This window comes from Streptomyces sp. NPDC033165, assembly GCF_055577965.1.
This window is the reverse complement of record NZ_JBVIPK010000006.1, coordinates 128,148-151,834: the sequence shown is the minus strand read 5'-3', so window position 1 is coordinate 151,834 and position 23,687 is coordinate 128,148. Positions and strand designations below refer to the sequence as shown.

The window sequence follows — 23,687 nt, the reverse complement described above, 5'->3', positions numbered from 1 at the left end:
GACCTGGGGTTTCTCCCCCAGGGAGGGGCTCTATTCGGCCTCGGACTCCTCGTCCGGGGCCGTTTGCGTGAGCGGTGCGTGAGCGGACGGAGAGTTGATCTCCGAAATTCCTCCCAACGGATCAGCACCGTTCGGCACGGACTCCGGGCCGGGACGCTCCGTGCCGTCGGGCTCGGCCTCCGCTTCGGGGGCGGTGTTCTCGGAGGTGGCGCGGGCGCGCGGGACGAGCCGGGCTGCGGCCTCGGCGATCGCCAGATCCGCTTCGGGGAGCAGGCTCGTATACGTGTCGGCCGTGATGGTGATCGAGGAGTGGCCGAGCATCTCCTGAATGTCCTTCAGGTCGGCCCCGGCCGCGTGGGCGAGGGTCGCGGCGCCGTGGCGTAGGTCGTGGAGCCGGACCGGCGGGAGGCCGATCTCCTCGTACAGCTCGATGAACCGTCGCGTGACGTTGGCGGGGTGGAGCAACTCGCCGTTCTCGCGGGTGAAGACGCGTCCAGTCTCCACCCAGGCGTTCTCCCACTCCTTACGATCCTTGTCCTGCTGGGCGCGGTGCCGCTTGAGGGCCTGGACGGTGTCGGAGTCGAGCGCGATGGTCCGTGCGCCGGCGTCGGTCTTGGGGTCGTCCTCGTACACCTCCCAGCCGTCCACGACGAGTTGTTTGGCGACCGTGATGAGACCGGCGTCCAGGTTGGTGTCAGTCCACTTCTGCCCGCACGCCTCGCCCCGCCGCAGCCCACGGAACGCGATCAGGTGAAACAGCGCGTACAGACGGTCCTCCGCAACGTGGTCGAGGAAGAGCCCGGTGTGCTCGGGTGTCCAGACCATCACCGACGACGGCTTCTCGCCGGTGCGCTTCCAGTGGAGGATGCGCTCCTCGGTCCATACGAGGGCCTTGGGCCGCTTGCCCGCCTCCAGCTCGACGTGGGCCGCCGGGTTGAAGGTGATGAGCTGCTGGGCGATCGCCGCGTTCAACGCGGCCCGCAGCGTGGAGCGGACGCGCTGGAGTGTGGCCGGGCCGACAACGCGGCGGTAGGGGTCCATCTCGGCGATTGCTGCCTTCATCGCCTTGCGGCGGGCGCGGGGTTGGCGGCCCTTCCAGGGGATCTGTGCGAGATCGTCGAACGCCTTGCGGCGGGCCGCGTTGCCTTCGGCGATCTCGACGTTGGCCTCGGCTATGGCCTCGAACATCTCTGATAGGTGAGCGACCCGGAGACGGTCGAGCCGGTAGTGCCCGATCCGTGGTTTGAGGTGCACCCGGATGTTGCTCTCGTCGCGGCTGATGGCGCTCTGCCGCCCCTTCTTGCCCGCCAGCCACATGTCCAGCCACTCGCCGACAGTGAGTCGGCTCGTCAGGTCCAGGCCGTGGCTGAGGCGCCTACGGGTCGCCTCGATGTTCGGCAGCGGGGCCTTCTCCTCGGCCACCTTCTCCAGCAGCTCGGCTATCTGGGCCAGGCCCTCCGCGTCGTCGGCGTCCGCGAGGCCGACGAGCGTGCGTACGTGGTCGAGGTCCGTCTGGGCGGCCTTGAGGAAGTCGTACCCGGCGCGGCTGAAGGAGCGTCGGGTGCCGTCTTCGCGGGGCGGGAGCTCCTGGCGTATGGAGTACGAGCCGTGCTTGCGACTGGAGAGCTTGGGGCACTTCTTGCCGAGCGGCTTGCCGGTCTTGGGGTCGCGGCAGTAGCAGCGGCGGTGGGTGGAGCCCTTCAAAGGCGTTCCTCCTGGGTGGTGTCGGCTTCGAATTCGGGCGGGTCCACGTCGCCCAGGGCAGGTGGCAGGCCAGGTGGGGTGGCACCCTCCTCGCGAAGTTCACGACGGAGCTGGCGGAGCGTGTACTTGGCGGAGATGGCCTGGTCGGCGTACTTGGCTCCCCTGCGCTCGGCCTCTTCCTGCCGGGCGCGGGTGGTCGCCGTCTTGGCTGTGAACCGCGCCTGTTCTTCCTCGTCGAGCGCGGCCAAGGCCGTGCGTACGAGGCTGGCGTGGTGCTCGAAGTCGGGGACGAGGCCCGCGTCGTAGATGTCCACCTCCTGTTCGCCGGTGAAGCGCCGTAGGGCATCCCAGGTGGGGATGAGGTCCTGGAAGGGGAGTTCCTGGGTCTGCTCGACGTAGCCGACCGGGAAGATCAGGCAGACCGGGTATGTCTCCAGCGCGGCGGCCAGGACCATGACGTCCACCAGCGGGAGGTTGGCCCGGCGCCCGGACTCCATGTTGGCGATCACGTTGCGGGGGATCGGGTGTCCGATCTCCTCGCACTTGTCGGCCAAGTCCTGTGCGCTCCAACCCAGTTCCTTCCGTCGTCTGCGGACCTCGCCGGCCACGGTGGCCATGACCTGGTCGGCCCACTCGAGGACGTCGTCCTCGTCGTCCTTCTCGTATCCATGATCGGAACGGCGTTGTGTCATGACGACACAGTAGCTTGCTTAGCGTTGATTCCGTGGCCGGGAGACGAGCGCGATCGTCGTGTTCGCCGAGGGCTGTCATGGATGGAGCGCGTATGCGGGAGAACGAGGAGCTGGCCGGCCGGGCGAAGGGGATGAGCCGCGAGGAGCTGTTGGAGCTTCCCGCCGCTGTTGACCTGGAGACGGGCAACCGGGCACTGGGGCTCGGCAGGAGCAAGGGGTACGAGCTGGCGAAGCGTGGCCTGTACCCGTGCAAGGTGCTGCGGCTGGGCAACGCCTACCGGGTGGTGACCGCCGACCTGCTGGCCCTGCTGGGGCTGGCCGCATGAGAGGCCGGGTTCGCAGCAGACGCTTCTGCGCTGAGCTGACACAGAAACGCTGGACTGTTGCCCGGCGTGGACGTACGGTCCGTGGTCCCTCGCGGTACCGAAATACCCGCGAGAAGGGGGAGAGCCTCCGGCGGTGCAACGCCGAAGGCCCGATGACTCCCCAGCAATCCCATGAGAACCGACCCGGCGGCCAGGGCGTACGAGCCCGCAACCGCCAGACGAGGAGTCGCCGAGTGCAACCCGACAACCCCGAGCCCTATTCCCGTCCTGCGCAGGCGACCTCGCCCGCAGGGGCCATACCCGGCCAACCCGACGCCCTCGACCCCGGTGAGCGCACCGAGGAAGGCACCAACGAGCCGGCCGAGGGCGCCGGGATCCTGTCCGATCTGCGGGCGCAGATCAAGCGGTTTGTGGCGATGCCGAGCGAGGAGGCAGTCACGGCGGTGGCGTTGTGGATTGCGGCGACGCATCTGCAGCGTGCGTGGCAGCACGCGCCGCGTCTGGCGATCGTGGCTCCGGAGAAGCGGTGCGGGAAGTCCAGGCTGCTGGATGTGGTGATCGAGACGGTGCACCACCGGCTGATCACGGTCAACGCCAGTGCGGCAGCGATCTTCCGGTCGATCGACGGGGATGACCCGCCGACCCTCCTGGTCGACGAGGCCGACACCATGTTCAACAGCCCGAGGACCGCGGAGAAGAACGAGGAGGTCCGCGGCCTCATCAACGCGGGGCATCAGCGTGGCCGGCCGACGCTGCGGGTGTCGGGGCCGGAGCACCAGGTGCAGGAGTTTCCCACCTTCGCCATGGCCGCGCTCGCCGGGATCGGCGACCTGCCCGACACGATCATGGACCGGGCTGTGGTCATCCGCATGCGGCGCCGCGCGGCCGGGGAGAGGGTCGCGCACTTCCGCACCGGCCGGGACACCCCCGCCCTGAACGCGATCCGCGACCGCCTCCACTCCTGGCTGCAGCCGCTGTACGAGTCGGCCATGGAACTGGAGCCGCCGATGCCGGTCGAGGACCGCGCGGCCGACACCTGGGAACCGCTGGTCATCATCGCCGACCTCGCCGGAGGCGACTGGCCGATGCTGGCCCGCACCGCGTGCCGCGCCATGGCCGACTACGAGGCCGGCCAGGACGAGGAGGGCGGCCTGCGCACCCGCCTCCTGGTCGGCATCCGCCGCGCCTTCACCGCCATGGGCGAGCCCGCCGTGCTGAGCACGAGGCACCTGCTGGAGGCACTCAACGCGGACAAGGAAGCACCCTGGGCGGAGTACGGGACCAGCGGCCTGACCCCGCGCGGCCTACAACTGTTGCTCAAGCCCTACGGCGTCAGCTCGGCCAACCGCCGTTTCCCCGACGGAACCCAGGCCAAGGGCTTCGCGCGCAACCAGTTCCTCGACACGTGGGCGCGCTACTGCCCCGACCCGAAGGCAGCCGACGCGCACGCCTCGTCAGGCGAAGGCCCGCTGCCGGGCACCGCGGCCTGACCCGTATCCACTCGCATCACTCGTCCCCACGCAGGTCAGCGCGGGGACGAGTGAACAGCCCGCGACGAGTCGTCCCGGCATCACCACGCCACCCGTACCTGTGCTGACCAGGCACGCGACGAGTGGTACGAGTCCCAGCACCCCACGGCGGCCACGCCCAGCCCCAGCCCCTGCCCTGCGCCAAGGCCGCCGCCAAGCCCACCTGGAGTACCCCGCTTGTTCGCCCGCATCACCGCCCTCACCACGAGGTTCCGCCGGATCACGTCACGTCGGCGTCAACCTGCTGCCGCTCCCGGAGCTGCCCTGCGGACACACACGCGCACCGCCCTTGTCCTCGGCCTGGCGGCCATCGTGCTCATGGCCTTCCGGGTCTCGTGGAACGCCCTGTCCGACGTGGCCCGGGCCATCGGCGCCGATTCCACCGCCGCCCTGCTCTACCCGATCGTGATCGACGGGCTGATGGCCCTCGCGCTCATCTCCACGCTCGTACTGACCGGACCGGACAGGACGTTCGCTCTGCGGGTCCTGGCGGCCTACACGCTCGCCAGCCTGCTGCTGAACTACATCCACGGCCTCATACCGGCCCTGCACACCGAGGCGGCCCGATGGGGCCGGCTGGCCGACTGGGACCCGGTGAACTACGTGCTGGTGCTGCTGGCGACCTCGCTCCCGGTCGGATCGATCTACTTCGGATCGGACCTCGTGGCCAAGGCCCTGCACCACCACCCGAAGCCGGCCCAGCCCGCCAAGACGGTCGCCGCCACGCCCGGCATCCACCTGCCCGCGCAGCTCAAGGTGGCGGGCAGCCCGGAAGACGTGGCGGAAGCCGCAGGCGATATGGCGGAGTCCAGCGCCACCTCCACAGCAGATCCCGACGTGGACGTGGACGCTATCGATCCCGAGCTGCTCGCCCTTGCCCGCCGTGCGCCACGCGGGCGAGGAGGCAAAGCCTCGCGCCGCCACATCGAGGACACGGTTCGCAGCACCGGCCGCCCGATCGGCAAGGACGAGGCCGAGCGCGTGAAGGACATGCTCCAGGCCGAGCTCGACGAAGCCGCCGCAGCCGAAGCGGGCGAGGCCGACTCAGCGGCGATCGCTTCCTGACCGCCTTCCCCTGCCGGCCGCGTCAGGCATGCCTCGTCCCCGCGCAGAACGGCGCGGGGACGAGTCTCCCTTCGGCACCGAGTCGATCCGACTCCACCGCACACCCCACTGCGCACCACCGAGTAGGACACCCATGCCCGCACCACAGCACGAACTGCCCACCACACACCCGGAGATGACTATGAACACTCCACCCACGACCGCGTCAGCAAGGTATCCCACTGGACCGTCCACAGGCCGGCCCCACGGGGAAGCCTCCGCCCCGGGGGTGGCGAAGGCAGACGGGCACCAGGGGGCGCCCGAGGAGGAACAGCCCGCCGGCGCCGACACCGCCGATGATGGCGCTGCCGCTGCTGTGCCATTGCCCCGTGCTGCCGACGTCGCCGCTCTGCACCGCGTCGCCCAACGTCGCAAGCCTGATCCGGGCGGCCGGCGCAAGAAGCGGGTCGATGCCCGCTACAGCGTCGAGGAGCAGGCCGTCATCCACGCCAAGGCCGCGTCGCTGAACCTCAGCGGCGCCCACTACGTCGCCGCCGTCACCCTCGCCCACGTCCACGGCGATCTCACCGTGCCCGGCCAGCGCACCCCACTCGACGACTACATCGACGAGCTCAACGCCCTGCGCCAGGAGATCGCCGCGATCGGCCGCAACGTCAACCAGATCGCCAAGAAACTCAACTCCGGCGGCCACCCACACCCCCGGGACAGCACCCTCCTCGCCCAGACCGACCGCACCCTGGACACGGTCGGTACAGCCGTACGCCACATCGCCACCGCCGCGAACCAGGCCGTCAGCCACAAGGCCACCCGATGATCGCGAAAATCAGCAGCGGCAAAAGCACCACTGGCCTGATCCGCTACCTGTACGACACCAAGAAGGCCAAGGACCACACCGACCCCCACCTGGTCGCCTCCTGGGACGGCTTCGCCCCCGACCCCGGCCGCACAGCCGACTTCGACGCCACCAAGAAGCGCCTCGTCGCCGACCTCGACCTGCACGTCAAACAGGCCGAGCGCCTCGGCCGCGCCCCCGACAAACACGTGTGGCACTGCTCGATCCGCGCTGCCAAGACCGACCGCATCCTGAACGACGACGAATGGGCCGACATCGCCCGCCGCGTCGTCGCCGCCACCGGCATCGCCCCCACCGGTGATCCGGATGGCTGCCGCTGGGTCGCCGTACGCCACGCACCCGACCACATCCACATCGCCGCCACCACCGTCCGCGCCGACCTGCGCACCGCCCGCCACTGGAACGACTACCTGACTGCCGACCGCGAACTGGTCGCCATCGAGAAGGAGTACGGCCTCTTCCAGGTCGTGCGCGGGGACCGCACCGCAGCCAAACGACCCACCCGCGCCGAACAGGAAAAGGCCAAGCGCGTCGGCCAGGCCCGCACCGCCCGCGAACGGCTGCGCACCACGGTGCGCACCGCCGTGGCCGCCGCCACCAGCACCGAGGAGTTCGTCTACCTGCCGGAGCACGCCGACGGCATCCTCGCCGACGTCAAGCACTTCCCATCCGGAGACGTACGCGGCTACACCGTCGCCCTCGAAGGCGACGTCAACGCCGCGCAGGAACCGGTCTGGTACTCGGGCTCCGAACTCTCCCCCGACCTGTCGTTCCCCAAAATCCGTAAGCGCCTCGACGCCACCGAACCGCAACAAGGTCCCCGCAGGACCAACCCTTGGCATCAGGCCACCGCCGCCGCAGAACGCATCCCCCACCGCCTCGAACACGGTGAAGACACAGCGGCCCAAGCCCACCTTGCCGCCTTCGGTGAAGCGCTCGACGCTCTGCCCCTTCGCGCACCTCAGGCAATTCAGCCCCAACTCCGTCAAGCGGCTGTGGCGTTCGAGCGCGCCACCCGCTCCCGCATCCAGGCCGAGCACCAGCACGCCCGCGCCCTGCGCGGCGCCGTGCGAGCCATAGTCCGCGAACCCTCCCCCAAGGACGGCACCCTGCTGGCCATGTTCCTCGACGCTGCGATCCTCGTCGTCATCGCCGCCGCCCGCTGGCACCAGCTCCGCCACCACGACCAACAGGTGGCCGCGGCCCACCAGACCCTGGTCCACCTCCAGGCCGCCTACGAACAAACTGCCGTCGCGCCACTGACCGTGCTCGCCCAGCGCAGGCCACCTACGCAGGTAGTGGGGCGGCAGATCCTCCTCATCCGGCAGACAGTGCCCGATCACGCGGAACAGGTGTTGCAGGATCCGGCCTTCGACGCACTCGCTGCCGTGCTCACGGACGCAGAGAAGGCCGGGCACGACCCGAAGCAGCTCCTCCAGCAGGCCGCCGACCAGCGTGCGCTCGATGATGCCCGCCGGCCCGCGCGAGTGCTGACGTGGCGCGTCGAACGCCTCAGTACGAGGTCGGCGCCCAGCGCCCGCGCACGTGCGGCACAGGCGCAGAGTCCGGCACGGCGTTCGACCACGCCGGTGCCATCACCAATGGCTGCTCCGGCCGCTCAACCACAGTCGCCCCAGGCGCGGCGACGCTGACGCACCCACCGCGAGCCGCGCGTGGAGTCGGTGCCATGCGGCTTCGACTCCACGTGCGGCGCTGAGTACGTCCGCCGCCTGCCCGGCGCTTGCAGCGGCACGGCCTCGTACGGGTCGTGCCGCTGACGGCCTCTCGGACCAAGACCCTGGGGGCGGCGTTACCGCCCCCGGGCCTCGGTGAGTGCCCCCACCAGTACGTCCAGGTCACCGTTGTAGACGATCACGTCTTCGTCATCGGCCGGGGGGTCGAAGCGGGCGAAGAAGTCGTCCAGGGCCTCGGGGGTGACGGTCAGCGCGTTGGCGTCCTCGCGTTCGTTGCGCTCGGCCAGGCGTCGCAGCAGTTCGTCGCGGTCGGCGGGGAGGTAGACGACCACGGGCAGGCCGCCTGCATCGTGGGCGGCTTGCCGCCAGGCGTTGCGCTCGGAGCGGCGCCACAGGCCGTGGTCCAGGACGACGTCGTTGCCGGCCTCGATCTCCTTGATGAACCGGTCCCGGGTCGCTTCGACCACGGGCCGTTCACGCTCGAAGTAGGTGTACTCGGGGTAGTCCACCCCGTACCGGCCATGCAGGCGGTGGACCTCCTCGTCCACGGACAGCCGGAGGTATCCGTGGTCGGCCAGGGCCTGGGCGACGGTGGTCTTCCCGGAGCCGGTGAGGCCGGCCAGGAGTACGGCGAGGGGCACGGGGTCATCCTTCCGCGACATGCTGTCCGCTCGTGAGAGCGTCGTGTGTCAATCCTGGCCGCTGTGGGGGTGCGGACGCCAGGTAGTGAAGATGCTGTGGGCCTCCGAGGGCCAGCTGAAGGGCATCCGGTCCAGGCTCACCCGGCGGAAGGCGAACCGCGGATCGCTGGTGTTGATCACGCCGCCGTGCTGGCCGACGTGGGCCAGCAGGCGTCCGGCCTCGTCGCGGACGGCCGGGGTGTGTTCCTGCCAGGTGCCGGAGGCGAAGTGCTGGACCCGGCGGCGCAGGTCGTCCAGGACGCCCGAGCGCCACTTGAAATGATGAACCGCGCAGATGCGGTCCGCGTCCGGCCGGTGGCCCGGAGCTCGGTGATTGCCGGAGGAGACGGTGACGTCGTGGCGGGCGAGCACGATCTTCCTCGGGTCACCGTGCAGAAGCCGGTGGGTGAGGTGGCCGCCGAGGGGATAGGCGAGATCGAGGCCGCCTTCGGGCCGCCAGCGGGTCAGGCGTCCGCTCGCGGCGACGCGGTCGAGCATCAGACCGCCCACCACCCGGTTTCCGGACTTCTCGGCCTGGGCGATCACCTCGTTCAGCGGGGCGGGGTACTGCTGGAACTCGTCGGCGTCGGCGAGCAGGTGCCAGCCGGCACCGGCCCGGTGCCGCAGGGCGTCGCGGAGCTGGGTGTTGGTGTGTTCGTGCCAGGGGCCGGTGCTGGTGCCGGTGGGGATGATGCCTAGCTCCCGGCACGCGGCCTGGAGTTCGTGTCGTTGCCGGTCGGGTACGTGGTCGGGGAAGTGGAAGGCGATCAGGAACCGCTCGACGCCCAGCCACCGGTAGTGGCGGGCCCAGGCGGCCAGCAGCGGCGGCCCGACGGGTCCGACGACGGCGATCAGCGCGGGAGGCGTGCTCGGCATTCAGGACTCCTTCGTGCGCAAGGGGGCGAAGGTGCGGGTGAGGAAGTCGGCCTGCTCGGCGGCCGACCGCATCCCGAGCAGTCCCGGAGCCTCGGGTCCGGGGTAGTCGGGTGGCTGGCGGATGACGGTGTGCAGGACGTCCGTGAGGGCGTCCGGGTCGCCGGCGGGGAACGTCAGGGCCCAGGGCTGGCCGTGCAGGCGGGCGGTGAGGGCGTCGTCGTGTTCGGAGACGACGAGGGGGACGCCGAGGCGGGCGGCGTCCATGACGAGTCCGGATTCCTTGCCGGTCCCGGGGCGGCGGGCGACGAGAGCGGCGTCGGCGGCGGCGTACACGAGCCGCAGCACCGACTCGCTGACCGACCCGGGCACGGTGTGCACCCGCAGATCAGGCAGGGACCGCCACCGCTCAAGGACGGCCTCGTCGAGCGGGGAACCGGTGACCACCAGGTGCAGGGGCTCCTTGAGCCGGTCCAGGGCAGCGTCGACGACGGCGATGTCCTTGTAGGGCCACCAGCCGCCGACCAGGCACACCACGGCCTCAGAGGCGGGGGTGTCGAACGCGGCCCGGCCTCCGTCACGCTCGGCGTCGCTCAGGCGGCGGCCGTCGTCGACCGCGAAGGCACCCACCACCGCGGGCAGGTCGGCGAAGACCGTGGCGAACTGATCGCCGACAACCTGCGTCGGGTACACGGCGACAACCTGTTTCTCGCCCCGGCGGGCGAGCCGGCCCAGCAGCCGCACGACGGCGTCCTCGGCCGTGACCGCCTCGTGGACGAACCGCAGGTGCGGCTGGCCGCCGAGGAGGGCGACGGCCCCGTGCAGGGCCTCGCTCGCGGTCAGGATCACCACCGCGTCGGCGCCGGACTCCAACCGGCGAGCGGACCGCAGCGCGGACGCCTCGGCCAGGCAGCGGGCGATGAGGGTGATCTGGTGCGGCACCCTCCGCAGACAGCGGGGCCAGCGGCGCGAGCGGAACACACGCTGTCCGGCCGAGGAGAGCCCGGCCGCCAGCCGGGAGACGGCCCCCAGCACGGTTGCCGCCAGCCCGGCCGGTGCGGTCACCAGCCGGGCATCCGCCTCGCGCAAGGCACGTACTGCCTCGGTGGCGATCCCGTGCGGGGCGATGACGAGGCTGCCGGGCCGGGCCTGGGCGAGGGCCACCAGCGTGCGCTGGTGGTGCCCGCCCAGGCGGTTCGCGTACGGCTCGATGAGCACGAGCGGGCCGGTCATCCGGACACCGCCTGGTCCCCGTGGGCGGCGGTGAACCTCTCCCGCAGCCAGGTTGGGTCGTTGAGGTGGTCGAACTGCTGCGGAGCACGTGCGGCCTTGCGGGCGAAGGAGACGCCCTCGGCAGCCCCGGCGGCGGCGTAGGCGGCGAACTCGCCGCTGCGGCTGAGCATCCAGGCATCGACGCGCTGGTGAACGTCGTCGTCGGCCATGCCGTACTCGCTGCCGCGCGCGAGCATCGCGCACTCGCGGAAACCGGCCTTCCAGGCGTGGAAGGGGCTTTGGTTGAACCGCGTGATCCCGGCAGTGTGCTCGGCGAATTCGATCCGGCCGGGCAGGGCGGCGAGTACGTCCACGGCGTCGCCCATCTCCCGCAGAGCACTGCGGCGGATGAGCTTCAGGCCGCCGTAGCCGTAGGTCAGGCCGTTGACCGGGTTGACCGCCCGCCACACCCGCATTGAGACGCCTTCGTCCAGCGGTGCGACGGTGGCCGGATCGAAGTCGGTGTCGATGGCGAAGTCTCCGTCGGCGAGGAAGAACTGCTCGCGCTCGACGACCTCGGCGCACAGCCGGTAGGCCCGGCGCATCCCGTGGACCCCGTGCAGGCGCTTGACCGTGCCGCCGAGCGTCCGCTGGAGCCGGGAGTACAGGGAGTTGGCCATCGGCTCGTCGTAGGAGAGGAAGACGGCGTCGAAGCCGGTCACGAGATGGCCTCCAGGTAGCGGGCGGCAACCAGGGCGGGGGTGAAGTCGGCGGTGGAGGCGTGTGCCCGCTTGGCGTGGACTGCGTGGAATTCGTCGTCCGTGGCGAGGCGTTCGGCCAGGGCGACGGCTTCGTCCGGGGTGGTGAAACACAGCTCGGGGTCGATGTGTTCGGCGAGCCAGCCGAGGCGGGGCGAGATGACCGGCAGGCCCATGCCCTGGCAGTCGATGACGCTCATCGACCAGGGGCAGCCGGGCCGGAACGGGGCGATGCCGAAGCGGGCGCCGGCCAGGAGGTTCTTGTAGCGGACGCGGTCGCCTCGGTCGGAGACGACCTGTACGTGCGGCAGCGCGGCGAGCTGCTCGTGCATCTTCTCGGGGCTGTCGTCCAGGCCCTTGCGCTCGGCCCGGCGCTGCCCGAACAGGTCCATGACCCGCAGCCGCACGGCACTGAAGTCGCTGAGCCGGCGGGCCAGGTCGACGAACTGCTCGGTGCCATAGTGCGCGTACAGCCGGTGGTTGTAGACACCGATCGCGCCGCCCGTGCCGGAGGCAGCCCGGACCGTGGCAGGGTCGCGGACCAGGCGCTCGTCACGCGGTGCGGGCACCACCCGCAGCCGGTCGCCCAGGTCCACCGTCATCCGGGCAGCGGCAGCCGACACCCACGAGGCGGCCGTGGCGGAGTGGACCATCACCCGGTCGCACGCGGCCAGGCCCGCGGCGAACGCCAGCAGCACCGGCCGCCCGAGCCCCGCGTCGTCCAGCGACGGGTCGAGCAGCATCTGCCCGCCGCCCGCGAACGAGAACGGCAGGTAGTGGCAGTACCCGGCCAGCAGCGCATCCGACCGGGCCTCCAGCAGAGCCGTGCGGATGGCCGGGGCCTCCTCGATCTGGTTGGCCACCACCACATCCGGCTTCTCCGAACCGATAAGGGCCACCAACTCGTCGATGTCCGCCGAGAACCGGGCCCGGTACTTCGTCCCCGGCACCTTCGTCCGGCGGAAACCGCAGCGGGCATCCCCGGCCGCAGCCGGGGCCGCGACGGTCACTTCCGCCCCGGCGTCGGTCAGGGACGGGGCCAGCAGATCCGCGAAGATCCACCCCGAGTCCGCCGACAACCGGTCGGGGTTGGAGATGTTGAGCAGGTACAGCACGCGCATGGTTGCTTCGCCTCCCTCATGCGCCCGGGGGTCGATCCGGGCCACTGAGGGAAGGAAAACGGCGACGCACACCGTGACGGGATGATGAACTTGGATCACTCACGGTTCATTCATGCTCACTGACCATGACGCGGGGCAGGTCTTTCGATGGACGCGCACAGCGAAGAGATCACCGTCGAGCAGGCGGCCGAGGACTTCGCGGCCGAGGTAGCCAGATGGCGGGAAGTACGAGGCATGTCCAAGCGGGCATTAGCGCTGGCCATGGGCTTCGACCCGTCCTACGTCAGCCACGTCGAGTCCGGCCGCCACAAGCCCACCGAGGAGTTCGCCCGGCTCGCCGACGAGCACCTGAACGCCGGGAAGGCGATTTGGCGGCGCTGGTGCGACTACGAGCAGGCCCGGACGAGATCACGGCGCCAGACGACAGCCCCACCGGTCCAGCGCAGGCCCGAGCAGCCGTACGCCACCGGGTCCGCCCTCGTCGTCGAGCACGACGCCGCCCGCCTCCAGTACGACGGCCACTCATACCGACTCACCATGGGGCGTTTGCTGCGGAACACCGGCGACGAACCGGTGACCCGCTACCTGATCCGCATCTCCGTCGACCGCTACCCAGGGGACCCCGAGCAGTCCAACGCCCACTACCGAGTCCACCCGCTGACCTGGGACGAACTCGACCTCACCGCCACCTGCCGCGGCGAGACGATGCGCTGGCAGGCCAAGCACGACCGCGACGCCTTCAAGGAAGTCTGGCTGCTGTTCGACAACGAACACGGCCGCTTCCCGCTCTACCCCGGCGAATCCGTATGGATCGAGTACGCCTACACCGTCGGCGACGACAAATGGGGCAACTGGTTCCAGCGGGCCGTCCGTCTACCCACCGAACAACTCGAAGTCCAGCTCGCCTTCCCCGCCGCCCTCGACCCCGTCGTGTGGGGCACCGAGACCTCCATGACCGCCGAAGCCTCACCCCTGCGGACCCCACCCGTCCGCAGCGACGACGGTGAACTGAGGCAATTCACCTGGATCACGACCACGCCCGCACTCCACGCTCGGTACCGTCTTGAGTGGAGGTTCCGGGCACGGCCCGAACACAACACGGAACAAGGAGACTTCAGGTGATTGACGTGCGGCCAAGCCAGCAGATGCGCGACCTCGGAGTCGTCCAGCACGGCGCCGGCATCCTGGCCGAACCGGCCCGCACCTTCACCCTGCCCGCCGAACGCGACGAAGCCGAGCGCATCACCGACGAGCTGTTCGCCGCGATGGAACGGATCGGCCAGGTCCACCCCTTCGCCAAGGGCATGGGCATCGCCGCCCCGCAGATCGGCATCGGCCGCTCCGCAGCCGTCGTCCAGCCGCCCGGCGACGCACCCGCCATCATCCTGCTCAACCCGAAGATCACCGACCGCTCCGACGAGCTGGACGAGCAGTACGAGGGCTGCCTCAGCTTCTTCGACGTCCGCGGCCTCGTCCCCCGCCCCCTGAAGATCACCGTCGAGACCACGGCCCTGACCGGCGAGACCGTCACCACCGTGTACGAACGCGGCCTCGCCCGCCTCATCCACCACGAGATCGACCACCTCGACGGCCTGCTCTACACCGCCCGCATGCACACCGGGGTCGAGCCGATCCCTGTGGAGGAGTACCGGCAGACGGGCAGTGCCTGGGCATACGAGAAGTAGCTGTCAACTGCCGTGGCTGGGTTGTCGGTGGTTGTAGGTCACGACCAGGGGGGCGAAGGCGAGCCGTCCGGGTCTAGTCCGAACGGCCACCTCATCTTGGCCTCGTCATCGGAGAGTTCACCGGTATCGGCGGCTTGCCGGTAGAAGGTCTCAGCACCCTCCCGGTCCCCTGCCTCGTCTCGCATTCGTGCTAGGCCGATCAGGGTATCGGGGTCTCCGGTAGCGGCGGCCTGCTGGTAGAAGGTCTCGGCGCCCTTCTGGTCCCCGGCCCACTCTCGCAGCTCCGCCAGGCGGACCAAGGCGCCAGCGTGGCCCGCGTCTGCAGCTCGCTGGTAGACGGCTTTGGCGCCCTCCCAGTCCCCGGCCTGCTCCCACGTCCGCGCCAGGACTGTCAGTGCGCCTGGGTTGGTAGCGGTCTGTTGGTAGAGAGTCTCGGCACCCTCGACGTCTCCGGCTTTCTCCTTCAGCTGGGCCAAGTGGACCACGGCGTAGGTATCGCCGGTGTCAGCAACCTGCTGGTAGAGAGCTTGGGCGCCGTCGAAATCTCCATGTTCCTCCCTCAGCTGGGCCAGGTATGTCAGAGCACCGGTGTCGCCGGCATCGGCGGCCCGTTGGTAGAGGGCGTTGACACTCTCCCAGTCCCCGGCCTCCTCCTTCATCTGGGCTAGGTAAACCAAGGCACTGGCGTCGCCAGCTTCGGCGGCCCGTTGATAAAGGGCTTCGGCGCCGTCGAAGTCTCCAGCATCCTCTTTCAACTCGGCCAGGAAGATCAGGGCATCGGTGTCGTCGGCATCGGCGACCTGCTGGTAGAAGGCTTCGGCACCTTCCTGGTCCCCGGCCTCCGCCCTCATGTCTGCCAAGCGGGCAATGGCGTAGGTGTCGCCAGAGTCGGCGGCCCGTTCGTAGAGCGCCCTGACACCCTCCCAATCCCCGGCCTCCTCCTTCAGCTCCACTAGGTCGACAAGGGCGTCAGGCCGGCCAGCGTCAACGGCACGCTGGTAAAAGGCTTCGGCGCCCTCACGGTCTCCCGCTGCCTTCCGGCGGCTCGCCACGATGAACAAGGCGTCTTCGTCGCCAGCTTCGGCGGCCCGCAGATAGAGCGCTTCAGCGCCCTCCGGATCCCCCGCCTCTCTCCTTCGCTCCGCCAGGTCAGTCAGACCGCTGGGGCCGCCAGCGTCTGCGGCTCGCTGGTAGAGGGTTTCAGCGCCTTCCGTGTCCCCAGCCGCCTCCCACATCCGGGCCAGGTAGTTGAGGGAGTAGGGGTGGCCTGCGTCGGCGGCGCGAAGCCGGAGGTGGTGTGCCCATTGCAGGCGGTGCTTCTGTTCAGCGGCGATCGCAAGGTTGCCGAGGTCGTCGGGGCGGCTGATGTGGGCGTGAGCGGCGGCCCAGAACGATGCGGGTGGGCACAGCCTCAACCGAGTGGTGCGGCCGTGCTGTTCGAGGTAGTCGGCAAGCCGAAACGCTGGCCCCGTCACTGTGGAAGGCGTGGGTGCCGATACCGGGCCGCCGGGCGGACGGCGCCTTGGCCGGGCTCCTGTGCGGCGCAGGGGTGCCTGCTTGCCGTGCACGGGGCGGGCGAGGTCGGCGAAGGCCGCCTCTGCCCAGTCATCTGTGAGTTCGTCGTAGTCCCGGTCACTGAGGTAGTCGATCGCGGCATCGGTGAGGAAGGCTTGCGGAAGGTGGAGGCCCACGCCAAGTCGGCGTGCATCCATAGCCGCCTGCAGTACGGCCTTGACGGTCGGCGTGCTGTGCTCGTAGCGGCGCAAAAGTTCGGGGGCGCCAGCGAGGTCCTGGGTGATGTGTCCGTGGGCATGCGCTCGGGTGAGAGCGTCAGCGAGCAGCTGGTCGCCATCTTGCGCTAGGACAGCTGCGGTCCGCAGTGCGTCCTGGCCGAAGGTGTCGGGGATGGTGAGGGTGCGTCCAGCGAGCAATTCTCGGACCCGGCTGTGCGGATCCCGGGAGCCAGCGGGGGGCAGGGCTGTGTACTGGTCGGCGTACTCGGGCCAGAGGCTGCCCAAAACAAGTACCGGTCGGCGCCCGGGATGGGTGAGGAGGGTATGGACTGCGGCTGCGATGCGCTCGCCAAGCTGAGGGTTGCCTAGGTAGTGCTGGGCTTCGTTGAGCCACACCACTGTGCGAGGCCCGACCCGTTCGAGGTCGTCAAGGGCAGCATCGGCTCGCGTCGGGTCGAACGGGTGCCACAGCCGCCACCCTCGGGGGGCGAGCGGTTGAATGGCCTCCCAGCAGGCTCTTGTCTTGCCGGTTGATGACGTGCCGACCAAGACCAGCATCTGGCTGTTGCCCTGTTCGGCCTCCAGCGCCGCGTCGGTGAGGATCCGGTCATGGCCACGCGGGACGTAGCCGGGCAGCACCCGCTGTGGCACGGCCCCAGAACCGACCCCGGCGGGGTGGACCTCCAAGTCGTGAGGGTCCCACTCCGCGATCGGCTTGCCCAAGCCGTGTTCCTTTCCAAGGGCAAGGTCGACCTCTCGGGCGGCAACGCGACGCAGATCTAGCAGTTGCTGGTCTGGCAGACGTAGCACGCGAGCCAGCGCGACAACCGTCTCGGCCGATGGGGCAGGTTTGCCCGCCTGGAACGCCTCCTGCACGGTGGTGCGGCCCAGTTCCGCTCGCGCGGCAAGCTGAGTCTTGTTCAGCCCGGCACGCGCCAGGCCGTCGGCGAGCCTCTTGCGCAGCTCGATAAGCGCCGCCAGCTCGCTGCGTTCGTCGTGCATTCGTCCCATCCCGGCTCGATGTGTTCGCCGGTGTTCATCATTGTCCAGCCGAGCCCCGGCGAACATCGTTTCCGCGACCTTCGTCACGTCAACGCCTCGCCTCTACAGGGAGCCTGCCGTGAGCCGCCTCGTCATTGTCCTCCTCGTCACTACGCTGGTCGTCATGTTCGCCCTGCTGGCTGCCGCCGCTGCAGGCTTGCTCGCTCGGCTGGATGGAGCCACTTATCCCGCTGCTTTCACGCGGGCCGCCACCACGTTCGCTGCCACACTCACGCTTGCGGCCGCCTTGACCGGCGCTCTTGCCCAAACCGTCTCCTGAGCCCTTCCCAGGCTGGATAACCGCCGCCGAACCGCCCTGGTCAGCATGGGTACATGGACAAGAGCGCACCGGGCGACGACTGGCATGGATCTGCCACGTGTGTAGAACGAAGTGGGCGACAGACAGCGCCCTTCTCGTGCCTCCCGAGAACCTGCGGAAGCGCTGACACTCGGGCTGGTGGTGCGTGAGCGATGCGTGAGCGGACGGGTCAGCATAGGCTAGATCCCGCTATCACGTCAGAGAAGGCAACAAGTGCCTGAACAGGCAGAACAGCACCACGCAGAACGGCCAGTCACCCCCCAGCAAGGATTCGATCCCACTCCTAAAGCGGGTGTCGCAGGTTCGAATCCTGCCGGGGGCACAACATGTTGCCGCTCTGACCTGGGGTTTCTTCCCCAGGGAGGGGCCCTACTCGGCCTCGGACTCGTCGTCCGGGGCCGTTTGCGTAAGCGGAAGGACGCCCTCATCGAGGTTGTCGGCACGGTGCCGAGGTCGCGGTGGACCTGGTCGAGGCGGCTCGGCCCGCGCAGGGCGACCGACATCCTGGTGCACCTCGGCTTCTCCGTTGCGTCCAGTCCCCTGTTGCGTCCAGGCGGACTTAGCAAGGCAGGATCGCGTATCGGGGCGAGAGGCTCGGCCGACCCGAGTTCGGCCGACAGTCCGTACGCCCCGACACCAGCGTGCATCCCGGCGCGCTCAGGAGGACCACGCCGCGAGGAGTTCCGCCGGGCTGTACGCGGCGTCGAGCCCCGCGCAGTCGGTCCCGCTGCGCGAGACAGCGATCACAGGCACGGGAGCAGGCGTGAGCGCGGCGCGGTGCCGGTGCGGCGCGGCGCGGCGCGATCGTGCCGGTCGAATGGGGAGTTCTCCAGCCACTTCACCGAGCCGACGAACAACAACTCCTCGGCGACTGGCGCGCGGTCCGCTCCCACGACGTCGATCTCCACATCGTTGGTACGGGTCCAGTAACCGCCGATGGCGGGGCGGCGTGGAGGTTCGCGTCGGGCAGCAGACGTGCCAGCGCCTCACGCGCCAAAGGCTCAACGGCCCTGCTACGCCAGCTGGTCCGGCTCTCGCGGATGCGCCGCAGCGTCAGGTCACCCCGGCCCCGCTCGATCTTCTCCACCGCCGGACCCAGGAGCTTCAGCCAGAAGCGGAGGCAGGGATCCGCGACCCGGTAGCGACGATCCTTCGAAGGCCGCGTGGACACGGGAAGCTCCGCCGCGATCACCCGCTTGTCCGCGAGGATTCCCAGCGACCGCTGTAGCGGAGTCGCCCCGATCCCACCGGCGGCGCGGGCGACATGCGTGCGTGGCGCGTGAGCGGACGGCGTAGCAGGAGCCGTCTTGAGCCGGATGGCCGGTCATGCCGCGCGGTGCTGACCGGTGAGCAGTACCTCCGGTCACTGTGACTCACCCCCGGCGGTCCCCGCGCCCCGCGGCAAGCACCTCATCGATCACGTGCGCCGCGATCCCCGCCATCACCGGGTTCGTCGTCCGGTAATGCGCGAGCTCCACCAGCGCGATGGACAGGGCCCAGCCGCGCCCCCGCGCCCAGGTCGCCTCGTCGGCGCCCACCGCCGTACGGAACGTCTCCCTGGCGCCCGCGGTCAGCAGGTACCAGGCCGCGATCAGGTCGACGGCCGGGTCGGCCAGGCCCAGGCAACCGAAGTCGATGACCGCGGTGAGGCGGCCGTCCGCGATCAGGACGTTGCCGGGCTGGAGGTCCCCGTGCACCCAGACGGGCCGGTCCGTGAAAGCGGGGGCGGCCAGCGCCTCTTCCCAGGCCGCGGCGACGGCCTTCGCGTCCAGGACACCGTCCAGGGCCGCGAGCGCCTCGCGGGTCTCAGCGTCACGGGAGGCCAGGGCTTCGCTGCGGTGAGCGGGCGGGGCGTCCGCGGTGTCGATCCGGCGCAGGGCGCGCACGAACTCCGCCAGGTCCGCCGCGAGCAGCTCCGAGGCCGAAGAGCCGTCCCCTGGGCGCGCGGTGGCGCCCTCCAGCCAGCTGCACACCGACCACGCCCGGGGGAATCCCTCGCCCGGGGCCCCCTGGGCGAGCGGGACCGGAACGGGGAAGGGCAGGTGCGGGGCCAGCCGGGGCAGCCAGCGGTGCTCCGTCGCCACGTCGGCCGCGCTGCCTTCGGTACGGGGCAGCCGTACGGACTTGTCGGCGCCCAGTCGGTAGATCGCGTTCGCGGTGCCGCTCGCGTCGACTGCCTCCACGGGCAGGTCCGCCCACTGCGGGAACTGGGCGGCGATCAGGCCTCGCACGAGCGACGGCGCGGTGGTGGTGTGGCTCATCGGTTGATGAAACCAAGCGCTCCGGGCGCGCACAACACGTTTCGGTCCGCGCCCGGGGAACCCGAGAACCCGGTCCGCCGGAAACCCGGTGGGCCACTCCCCTATCCGTACGGGAGGATCGGCGACCGTGACCGACCTACCGCGTACCCTCGTCCTTCCGCCCCGACTCACCGCCTCCGCACGGGCATTGCGAGACACGGCGCTCCGGCGCGGGCTGCGGGTCCTGGAGTGCCCCCGGTTCGCGGCCCCCGAGGAGCTGGCGGGGCAACCGGAAACGGGACAGGGGACGGGACAGGGGACGGGACAGGAAACCGGGCAGGGGACGGGACAGGGGACAGAGCGTGCCGTCCATCTGCACGCCGGGCCCTCCTTCGCCGACGCCATGGCCCCCGCGCTCGGGATCGCCCTCCTCGAAGCCCCCGCCGACTGGCTCGCCCGGCTCCCCCGTGCGCTGACCCTGCGCGAGATCCGGGCGGTACCCATCCGCGAGGCGTACCGGTTGCGGCGCCCCGCGTTCGTCAAGTCACCCAACGACAAAAGCATTTCGGCGCTCGTTTACGCGGACGGGAGCCGGCTGCCCGGACCCGATGCCGTGGACCCGGCGACCGTGGTGCTGGTGAGCGACGTGCTGGCGTTCGCCGCCGAGTACCGGCTCCACCTGCTCGACGGGGCCGTCCACACGGCCGGTCAGTACGCCGAGGGCGGCAGGCTGCGGCTCGGGCCTGCCGACGCCGACGCGCTCGCCTTCGGGCGGGACGTCCTCGCGGCCGCCGGGGGTTCCCTGCCCTCAGCCGTCGTCGTCGACGTCGGCCGGGACGACGAGGGCAGGTGGGCCGTGGTCGAGGCCAACGCGGCCTGGGCCAGCGGATGTTACGACGCCGACCGCGACCGCGCCCTGGACACCGTACTGCGGGCGGCCGGACCCGCCTCAGCCCTCTCGCCGCACGACCTCGCCTTCGTACGAGCCGAAACGCGATAGGGCACGCTCAGCAGCCCAGCCCAGCACAGCCCAGCCCGGCTCAGCGGCAGGCGGCCCTCATCTGCGCCGACCCGTGGTGCGCCCCGACCCGGTCCGCGTCGCCCCAGTCCCGGCCCCGGTCGATGAGCTGTACGGCGAAGACGTCCCCCTTGACCGGGTAGTCGCCCACCGGGACCGCGATTCCCCGGTGCTCGGTCTGGAGCACCGTGAAACCGGTGTACGCGGAGTCCGGGTCGTCCGGGTCGGAGAGCACGCGGTAGACGGTCGGGGCCCCGGCGGCGTCCCGGGCGCGGCCGCTGTCGGGGACGAAGACGGTCAGCGCGCAGGTCCGGAACCCCTCGCCCGGCCGCCAGGACCAGGTCGCCGTGGAGCCCGCGTCCTCGGTCGGGGTGCCCGACATGGGGACGGCGCTGAACCGGCCGTCGCACCCGTCACCGGTGAAACCGCCCGCCTCGACCGTGTACCAGCCCGCGTCCCCCTTCTCGAAGCGGCCGTGCTCCCGGTACGTACCGGTCGTACAGCCGGGCCCCGCCCACTGCGAGAAGCGGTGGCCGTCCGCCGGGTCGGGTGCGGGGACCGCTCCCGTGTCATCCGCTCCCGCGCCGATCCGGGTCGGGGCCGCGCCGCCGACCCGGCCGGGCAGCGCGCCCGCCCGGCCCGCCGCGTCCGTACGGCTGTCGCTGTCGTCGCCGCCGCCCCGCGCGGCCCAGGGCGCCAGCAGGGAAACGCCGGCGACCAGCCCCCCGGCGGCCACCACGATCCCCGCCGCCAGCAGGGCCTTACGCCGCCGCGGCAGGGTGGAGAGGCGGCCGGCCAGGGTCTCCCTGGCGATCCAGGAGCCCTCCTCGGCCGTCGACCGGGGCGCTCCCGCTCCGCAGTCGGGACAGGCCATTCCGGGCAACGCGCCCCGTTGTCCACCACCGCAGTACGGGCACCTTGTCGCCTTCATGGCAGGACACCTTGCCAGGCCGCCGCCCGCAGAGGGAGGGCTCGCGCACGATGCCCCCTACACGCGCAGGCCGGCGTTCGGTCAGCTCAGCTCTTCCGGGCAGGGTGTGCCCGGCTGGAGCTGGTACGGGGCCGCCAGCCGGTACACGCCCGGCCGCGGCGCGAGCAGCTCCGTCCACTCGTCGCCGTAGGGGCCTTCCTCGACCTTGTTCAGGCAGCCGTGGGTGTTGAGATAGGTCTTCGGCGCGGTCTCGTCCGCCTGCGACCGTTCCTTCGACTCCTCGGTCTCCTGCGGGCGCTCCACACTCTTGCCGTCCTCGTCGACGAGGGCGAGCCAGCGCGTGTACGGGATACGGATCAGCACCCGGCCCGCCGACTTCACGGTGATCGTCAGCTCGCCCGCGCCCGCCCGCTCCACCGTCGCGGGCGGGTCGGCGAGCGGCACCGGGTCCAGGACCCGGAAGAGCTTCCAGTTCGCGTCGCCCCAGATCTGGCGCAGGTAGGGCTGCCCCTGCTCGATCAGCTCCGCCTCCTGAACGGCCCCCGTGCCGTCCGGCCGGTCCTCGGGCAGCACCACGTAGTGCACGGCCCAGCGGTCCAGCCACTCCCGGTAGTTCACCGGGTCCAGGGTGTCGTCGTAGAAGAGCGGGTTGCGCTTCATGTCCGCCTGGCGGTTCCAGCCGCGCGCCAGGTTGACGTACGGGGCGAGCGCCGAGGCCTCGCGGTGGCTGCTCGCGGGCACGACCTCGACCCGGCCGCGCTCGGCCTTCACCTGCTGGAGCTGGTTGATCAGCGGGGCCAGTTCGCGGTTCCAGGACGCGGCGGGGGCGGTACGGACGATGTCGTCGACGCTCTTGAAGCCGATCCAGAAGTTGAGCCCGGCGAACGCCAGGACCAGGGCGTACCAGCGGCGGCTGCGCGGCACCGTGTACGGCAGGGCGGCGAGCAGCGCCACCCCGGCGAACAGCATCGCCATGCGGGTGATGTTCGACCCGATCTGCGAGTCGATGAAGTACGTGAGCACCGTGCCCAGCCCGTAGACGGCGGCGGCGGTGCGGACCGTGCTCCAGTCGCGCGGGACGAGGACGAAGACGAGGACCGCGAAGACCAACGGCAGCGAAACCGTCCCGAGCGACATCGGCTGCGTACCGGAGAACGGGAACAGCAAGGCCGACAGGCCGACCACGGCGACCGGGGCGAGCCCGATCGCGTACGCCCCCGGGCGCCGTCTGTGCAGGAACAGCGCCGCCGCCACGACCCCGAGGAACAGTCCGGCGACGGGGCTGGACGCGGTCGCGAGTCCGGCGAGCGGGGCGGCGACGGCGGCCTTGGCCCACCGCTTGTAGCGCCACCGGTACGGCCAGCAGAACACCGCCGCCACCGCGCCGACCGCGAACATCATGCCGAGCCCGAACGTCACGCGGCCCGACAGCGCGTTGCACAGGAAGGCGAAGACCCCGGCGAGCGAGCAGACCAGCGGATTGCGGACCGCAGGGACCCGGACCAGGATCAGCGCGGTCAGCGCGCAGGAGACCGTACCGACGATCATCATCGTCGTACGGACGCCGAGAAGGGACATCACGTAGGGCGAGACCACGCTGTACGAGACGGGGTGCATGCCCCCGTACCAGGCGAGGTTGTACGCGGTCCCGGGGTGCCGTCCGACGAACTCGGCCCAGGCGTCCTGCGCCGCGATGTCGCCGCCGGTGTTGGCGAAGAAGAAGAACCAGAGGAGGTGCGCGACCGCGGCCACCGCCGTCGCGACGGTGACAGGGTGCCGCAGCAGCCGCCGCGCCCGGTCGGACGGCAACCGGTCGGGGGCCACGGGTACGGCGGGGGCGTCGGGTTCCGCCGGGGATTCGGCAGGCCCGGCATGCCCGCCAGGTGAGGACTCCCGGGGGCCCGAGGTCTCCGGGGCACGGGGGGACGGCACGCGGACGTGCCGGGCAGCCTCGTCCCCGGCACTGGTACCGGACCCGGCACTGTCACCGGCCCCGGCACCGGTGGTGCCGTACCCAGTGGTGTCGCCCGCCTCACGGCCGGGTCTCGGCTCCGCGGTGGTCACTACGGCTCTCCCCGTCTCCGCCGGCCCCGTACCTCACCAAAGACGCGTCCCGGCGTCCTTGAGTTGTCCGGGGACGCTAACACGTACCTCCGACACGTATCCCTGTCATAGGCACGTATCCCTGTCATAGGAGCGGAGGGGCGGACACC

Annotated in this window: 20 protein-coding genes and 1 pseudogene; 9 read left to right on the top strand and 12 right to left on the bottom strand. The window is 70.6% G+C overall.

Annotated elements, in window-relative coordinates; translation table 11 throughout:
* Positions 1-30: 30 nt before the first annotated feature.
* Positions 31-1,704, bottom strand: coding sequence for a site-specific integrase (locus ACZ5WC_RS16640; protein ID WP_468541463.1), 1,674 nt, complete (start codon positions 1,702-1,704; stop codon positions 31-33).
* Positions 1,701-2,396: a transcriptional regulator gene (locus ACZ5WC_RS16635; protein WP_468541462.1), complete on the bottom strand. Its 696-nt coding sequence runs from the start codon at positions 2,394-2,396 to the stop codon at positions 1,701-1,703. Before ACZ5WC_RS16635 ends, ACZ5WC_RS16640 begins: the two co-directional genes overlap by 4 nt.
* Before the next feature lie 92 nt (positions 2,397-2,488).
* Between ACZ5WC_RS16635 and ACZ5WC_RS16630 the strand changes: the two genes are divergently transcribed.
* The 5 genes from ACZ5WC_RS16630 (at position 2,489) to ACZ5WC_RS16610 (ending at position 7,821) form a co-directional block, all read left to right on the top strand.
* On the top strand, positions 2,489-2,722 hold the full coding sequence (locus ACZ5WC_RS16630; RefSeq protein ID WP_468541461.1) for a hypothetical protein: 234 nt from the start codon (positions 2,489-2,491) through the stop codon (positions 2,720-2,722).
* A gap of 233 nt (positions 2,723-2,955) precedes the next feature.
* Positions 2,956-4,212 (top strand): DUF3631 domain-containing protein, encoded by a 1,257-nt coding sequence (locus tag ACZ5WC_RS16625; RefSeq protein ID WP_468541460.1) that lies wholly within the window; start codon positions 2,956-2,958, stop codon positions 4,210-4,212.
* A gap of 357 nt (positions 4,213-4,569) precedes the next feature.
* On the top strand, positions 4,570-5,316 hold the full coding sequence (locus ACZ5WC_RS16620; RefSeq protein ID WP_468541684.1) for a DUF2637 domain-containing protein: 747 nt from the start codon (positions 4,570-4,572) through the stop codon (positions 5,314-5,316).
* 268 nt (positions 5,317-5,584) lie between these two features.
* Positions 5,585-6,130 carry a plasmid mobilization relaxosome protein MobC gene (locus tag ACZ5WC_RS16615; protein WP_468541459.1) on the top strand — a complete coding sequence of 182 codons (546 nt, stop codon included), beginning with the start codon at positions 5,585-5,587 and terminating at the stop codon, positions 6,128-6,130.
* A complete protein-coding gene (locus ACZ5WC_RS16610; RefSeq protein WP_468541458.1) occupies positions 6,127-7,821 on the top strand; it encodes a relaxase/mobilization nuclease domain-containing protein in 1,695 nt (564 codons plus the stop codon). The genes ACZ5WC_RS16615 and ACZ5WC_RS16610 overlap by 4 nt, the downstream gene beginning before the upstream one ends.
* Positions 7,822-7,979: 158 nt before the next feature.
* Here the strand turns inward: ACZ5WC_RS16610 and ACZ5WC_RS16605 are convergent, their stop codons facing one another.
* From ACZ5WC_RS16605 to ACZ5WC_RS16585, 5 genes are read right to left on the bottom strand one after another with little or no spacing between them, the layout of a single operon-like run.
* Positions 7,980-8,504 (bottom strand): P-loop nucleotide/nucleoside kinase family protein, encoded by a 525-nt coding sequence (locus tag ACZ5WC_RS16605; RefSeq protein ID WP_468541457.1) that lies wholly within the window; start codon positions 8,502-8,504, stop codon positions 7,980-7,982.
* Between the two features lie 48 nt (positions 8,505-8,552).
* Positions 8,553-9,419, bottom strand: a complete 867-nt coding sequence (locus tag ACZ5WC_RS16600; RefSeq protein ID WP_468541456.1) for a glycosyltransferase family 2 protein — start codon at positions 9,417-9,419, stop codon at positions 8,553-8,555.
* A complete protein-coding gene (locus ACZ5WC_RS16595) occupies positions 9,420-10,649 on the bottom strand; it encodes a hypothetical protein (RefSeq protein WP_468541455.1) in 1,230 nt (409 codons plus the stop codon).
* A complete protein-coding gene (locus ACZ5WC_RS16590; RefSeq protein WP_468541454.1) occupies positions 10,646-11,350 on the bottom strand; it encodes a hypothetical protein in 705 nt (234 codons plus the stop codon). The genes ACZ5WC_RS16595 and ACZ5WC_RS16590 overlap by 4 nt, the downstream gene beginning before the upstream one ends.
* Positions 11,347-12,507 carry a glycosyltransferase family protein gene (locus ACZ5WC_RS16585; RefSeq protein WP_468541453.1) on the bottom strand — a complete coding sequence of 387 codons (1,161 nt, stop codon included), beginning with the start codon at positions 12,505-12,507 and terminating at the stop codon, positions 11,347-11,349. Before ACZ5WC_RS16585 ends, ACZ5WC_RS16590 begins: the two co-directional genes overlap by 4 nt.
* A gap of 147 nt (positions 12,508-12,654) precedes the next feature.
* On the opposite strand from ACZ5WC_RS16585, the gene ACZ5WC_RS16580 reads away from it, so the two are divergent.
* Together ACZ5WC_RS16580 and ACZ5WC_RS16575 are read left to right on the top strand one after the other, a co-directional pair.
* On the top strand, positions 12,655-13,629 hold the full coding sequence (locus ACZ5WC_RS16580; RefSeq protein WP_468541452.1) for a helix-turn-helix domain-containing protein: 975 nt from the start codon (positions 12,655-12,657) through the stop codon (positions 13,627-13,629).
* Positions 13,626-14,192 carry a peptide deformylase gene (locus ACZ5WC_RS16575; RefSeq protein WP_468541451.1) on the top strand — a complete coding sequence of 189 codons (567 nt, stop codon included), beginning with the start codon at positions 13,626-13,628 and terminating at the stop codon, positions 14,190-14,192. The genes ACZ5WC_RS16580 and ACZ5WC_RS16575 overlap by 4 nt, the downstream gene beginning before the upstream one ends.
* Before the next feature lie 38 nt (positions 14,193-14,230).
* Here ACZ5WC_RS16575 and ACZ5WC_RS16570 read toward each other — a convergent pair whose 3' ends face one another.
* On the bottom strand, positions 14,231-16,927 hold the full coding sequence (locus tag ACZ5WC_RS16570) for a hypothetical protein (protein ID WP_468541450.1): 2,697 nt from the start codon (positions 16,925-16,927) through the stop codon (positions 14,231-14,233).
* 118 nt (positions 16,928-17,045) lie between these two features.
* On the opposite strand from ACZ5WC_RS16570, the gene ACZ5WC_RS16565 reads away from it, so the two are divergent.
* Entirely contained in the window at positions 17,046-17,246 is a 201-nt protein-coding gene (locus ACZ5WC_RS16565; protein WP_468541449.1) for a hypothetical protein, read from the top strand.
* A 696-nt stretch (positions 17,247-17,942) separates the two neighbouring features.
* Here ACZ5WC_RS16565 and ACZ5WC_RS16560 read toward each other — a convergent pair.
* Together ACZ5WC_RS16560 and ACZ5WC_RS16555 are read right to left on the bottom strand one after the other, a co-directional pair.
* Positions 17,943-18,555: pseudogene (locus ACZ5WC_RS16560) on the bottom strand (DUF234 domain-containing protein); the annotation flags it as partial.
* Between the two features lie 103 nt (positions 18,556-18,658).
* A complete protein-coding gene (locus ACZ5WC_RS16555) occupies positions 18,659-19,546 on the bottom strand; it encodes an aminoglycoside phosphotransferase family protein (protein ID WP_468541448.1) in 888 nt (295 codons plus the stop codon).
* A 127-nt stretch (positions 19,547-19,673) separates the two neighbouring features.
* On the opposite strand from ACZ5WC_RS16555, the gene ACZ5WC_RS16550 reads away from it, so the two are divergent.
* Entirely contained in the window at positions 19,674-20,525 is an 852-nt protein-coding gene (locus ACZ5WC_RS16550; protein WP_468541447.1) for an ATP-grasp domain-containing protein, read from the top strand.
* Positions 20,526-20,565: 40 nt separating this feature from the next.
* On the opposite strand, the gene ACZ5WC_RS16545 is transcribed toward ACZ5WC_RS16550, so the two are convergent.
* Entirely contained in the window at positions 20,566-21,417 is an 852-nt protein-coding gene (locus ACZ5WC_RS16545; protein ID WP_468541683.1) for an adhesin, read from the bottom strand.
* A gap of 138 nt (positions 21,418-21,555) precedes the next feature.
* Complete coding sequence (locus tag ACZ5WC_RS16540; RefSeq protein ID WP_468541446.1) at positions 21,556-23,538, bottom strand: MFS transporter; 1,983 nt, start codon at positions 23,536-23,538, stop codon at positions 21,556-21,558.
* Between the last annotated feature and the right edge of the window lie 149 nt (positions 23,539-23,687).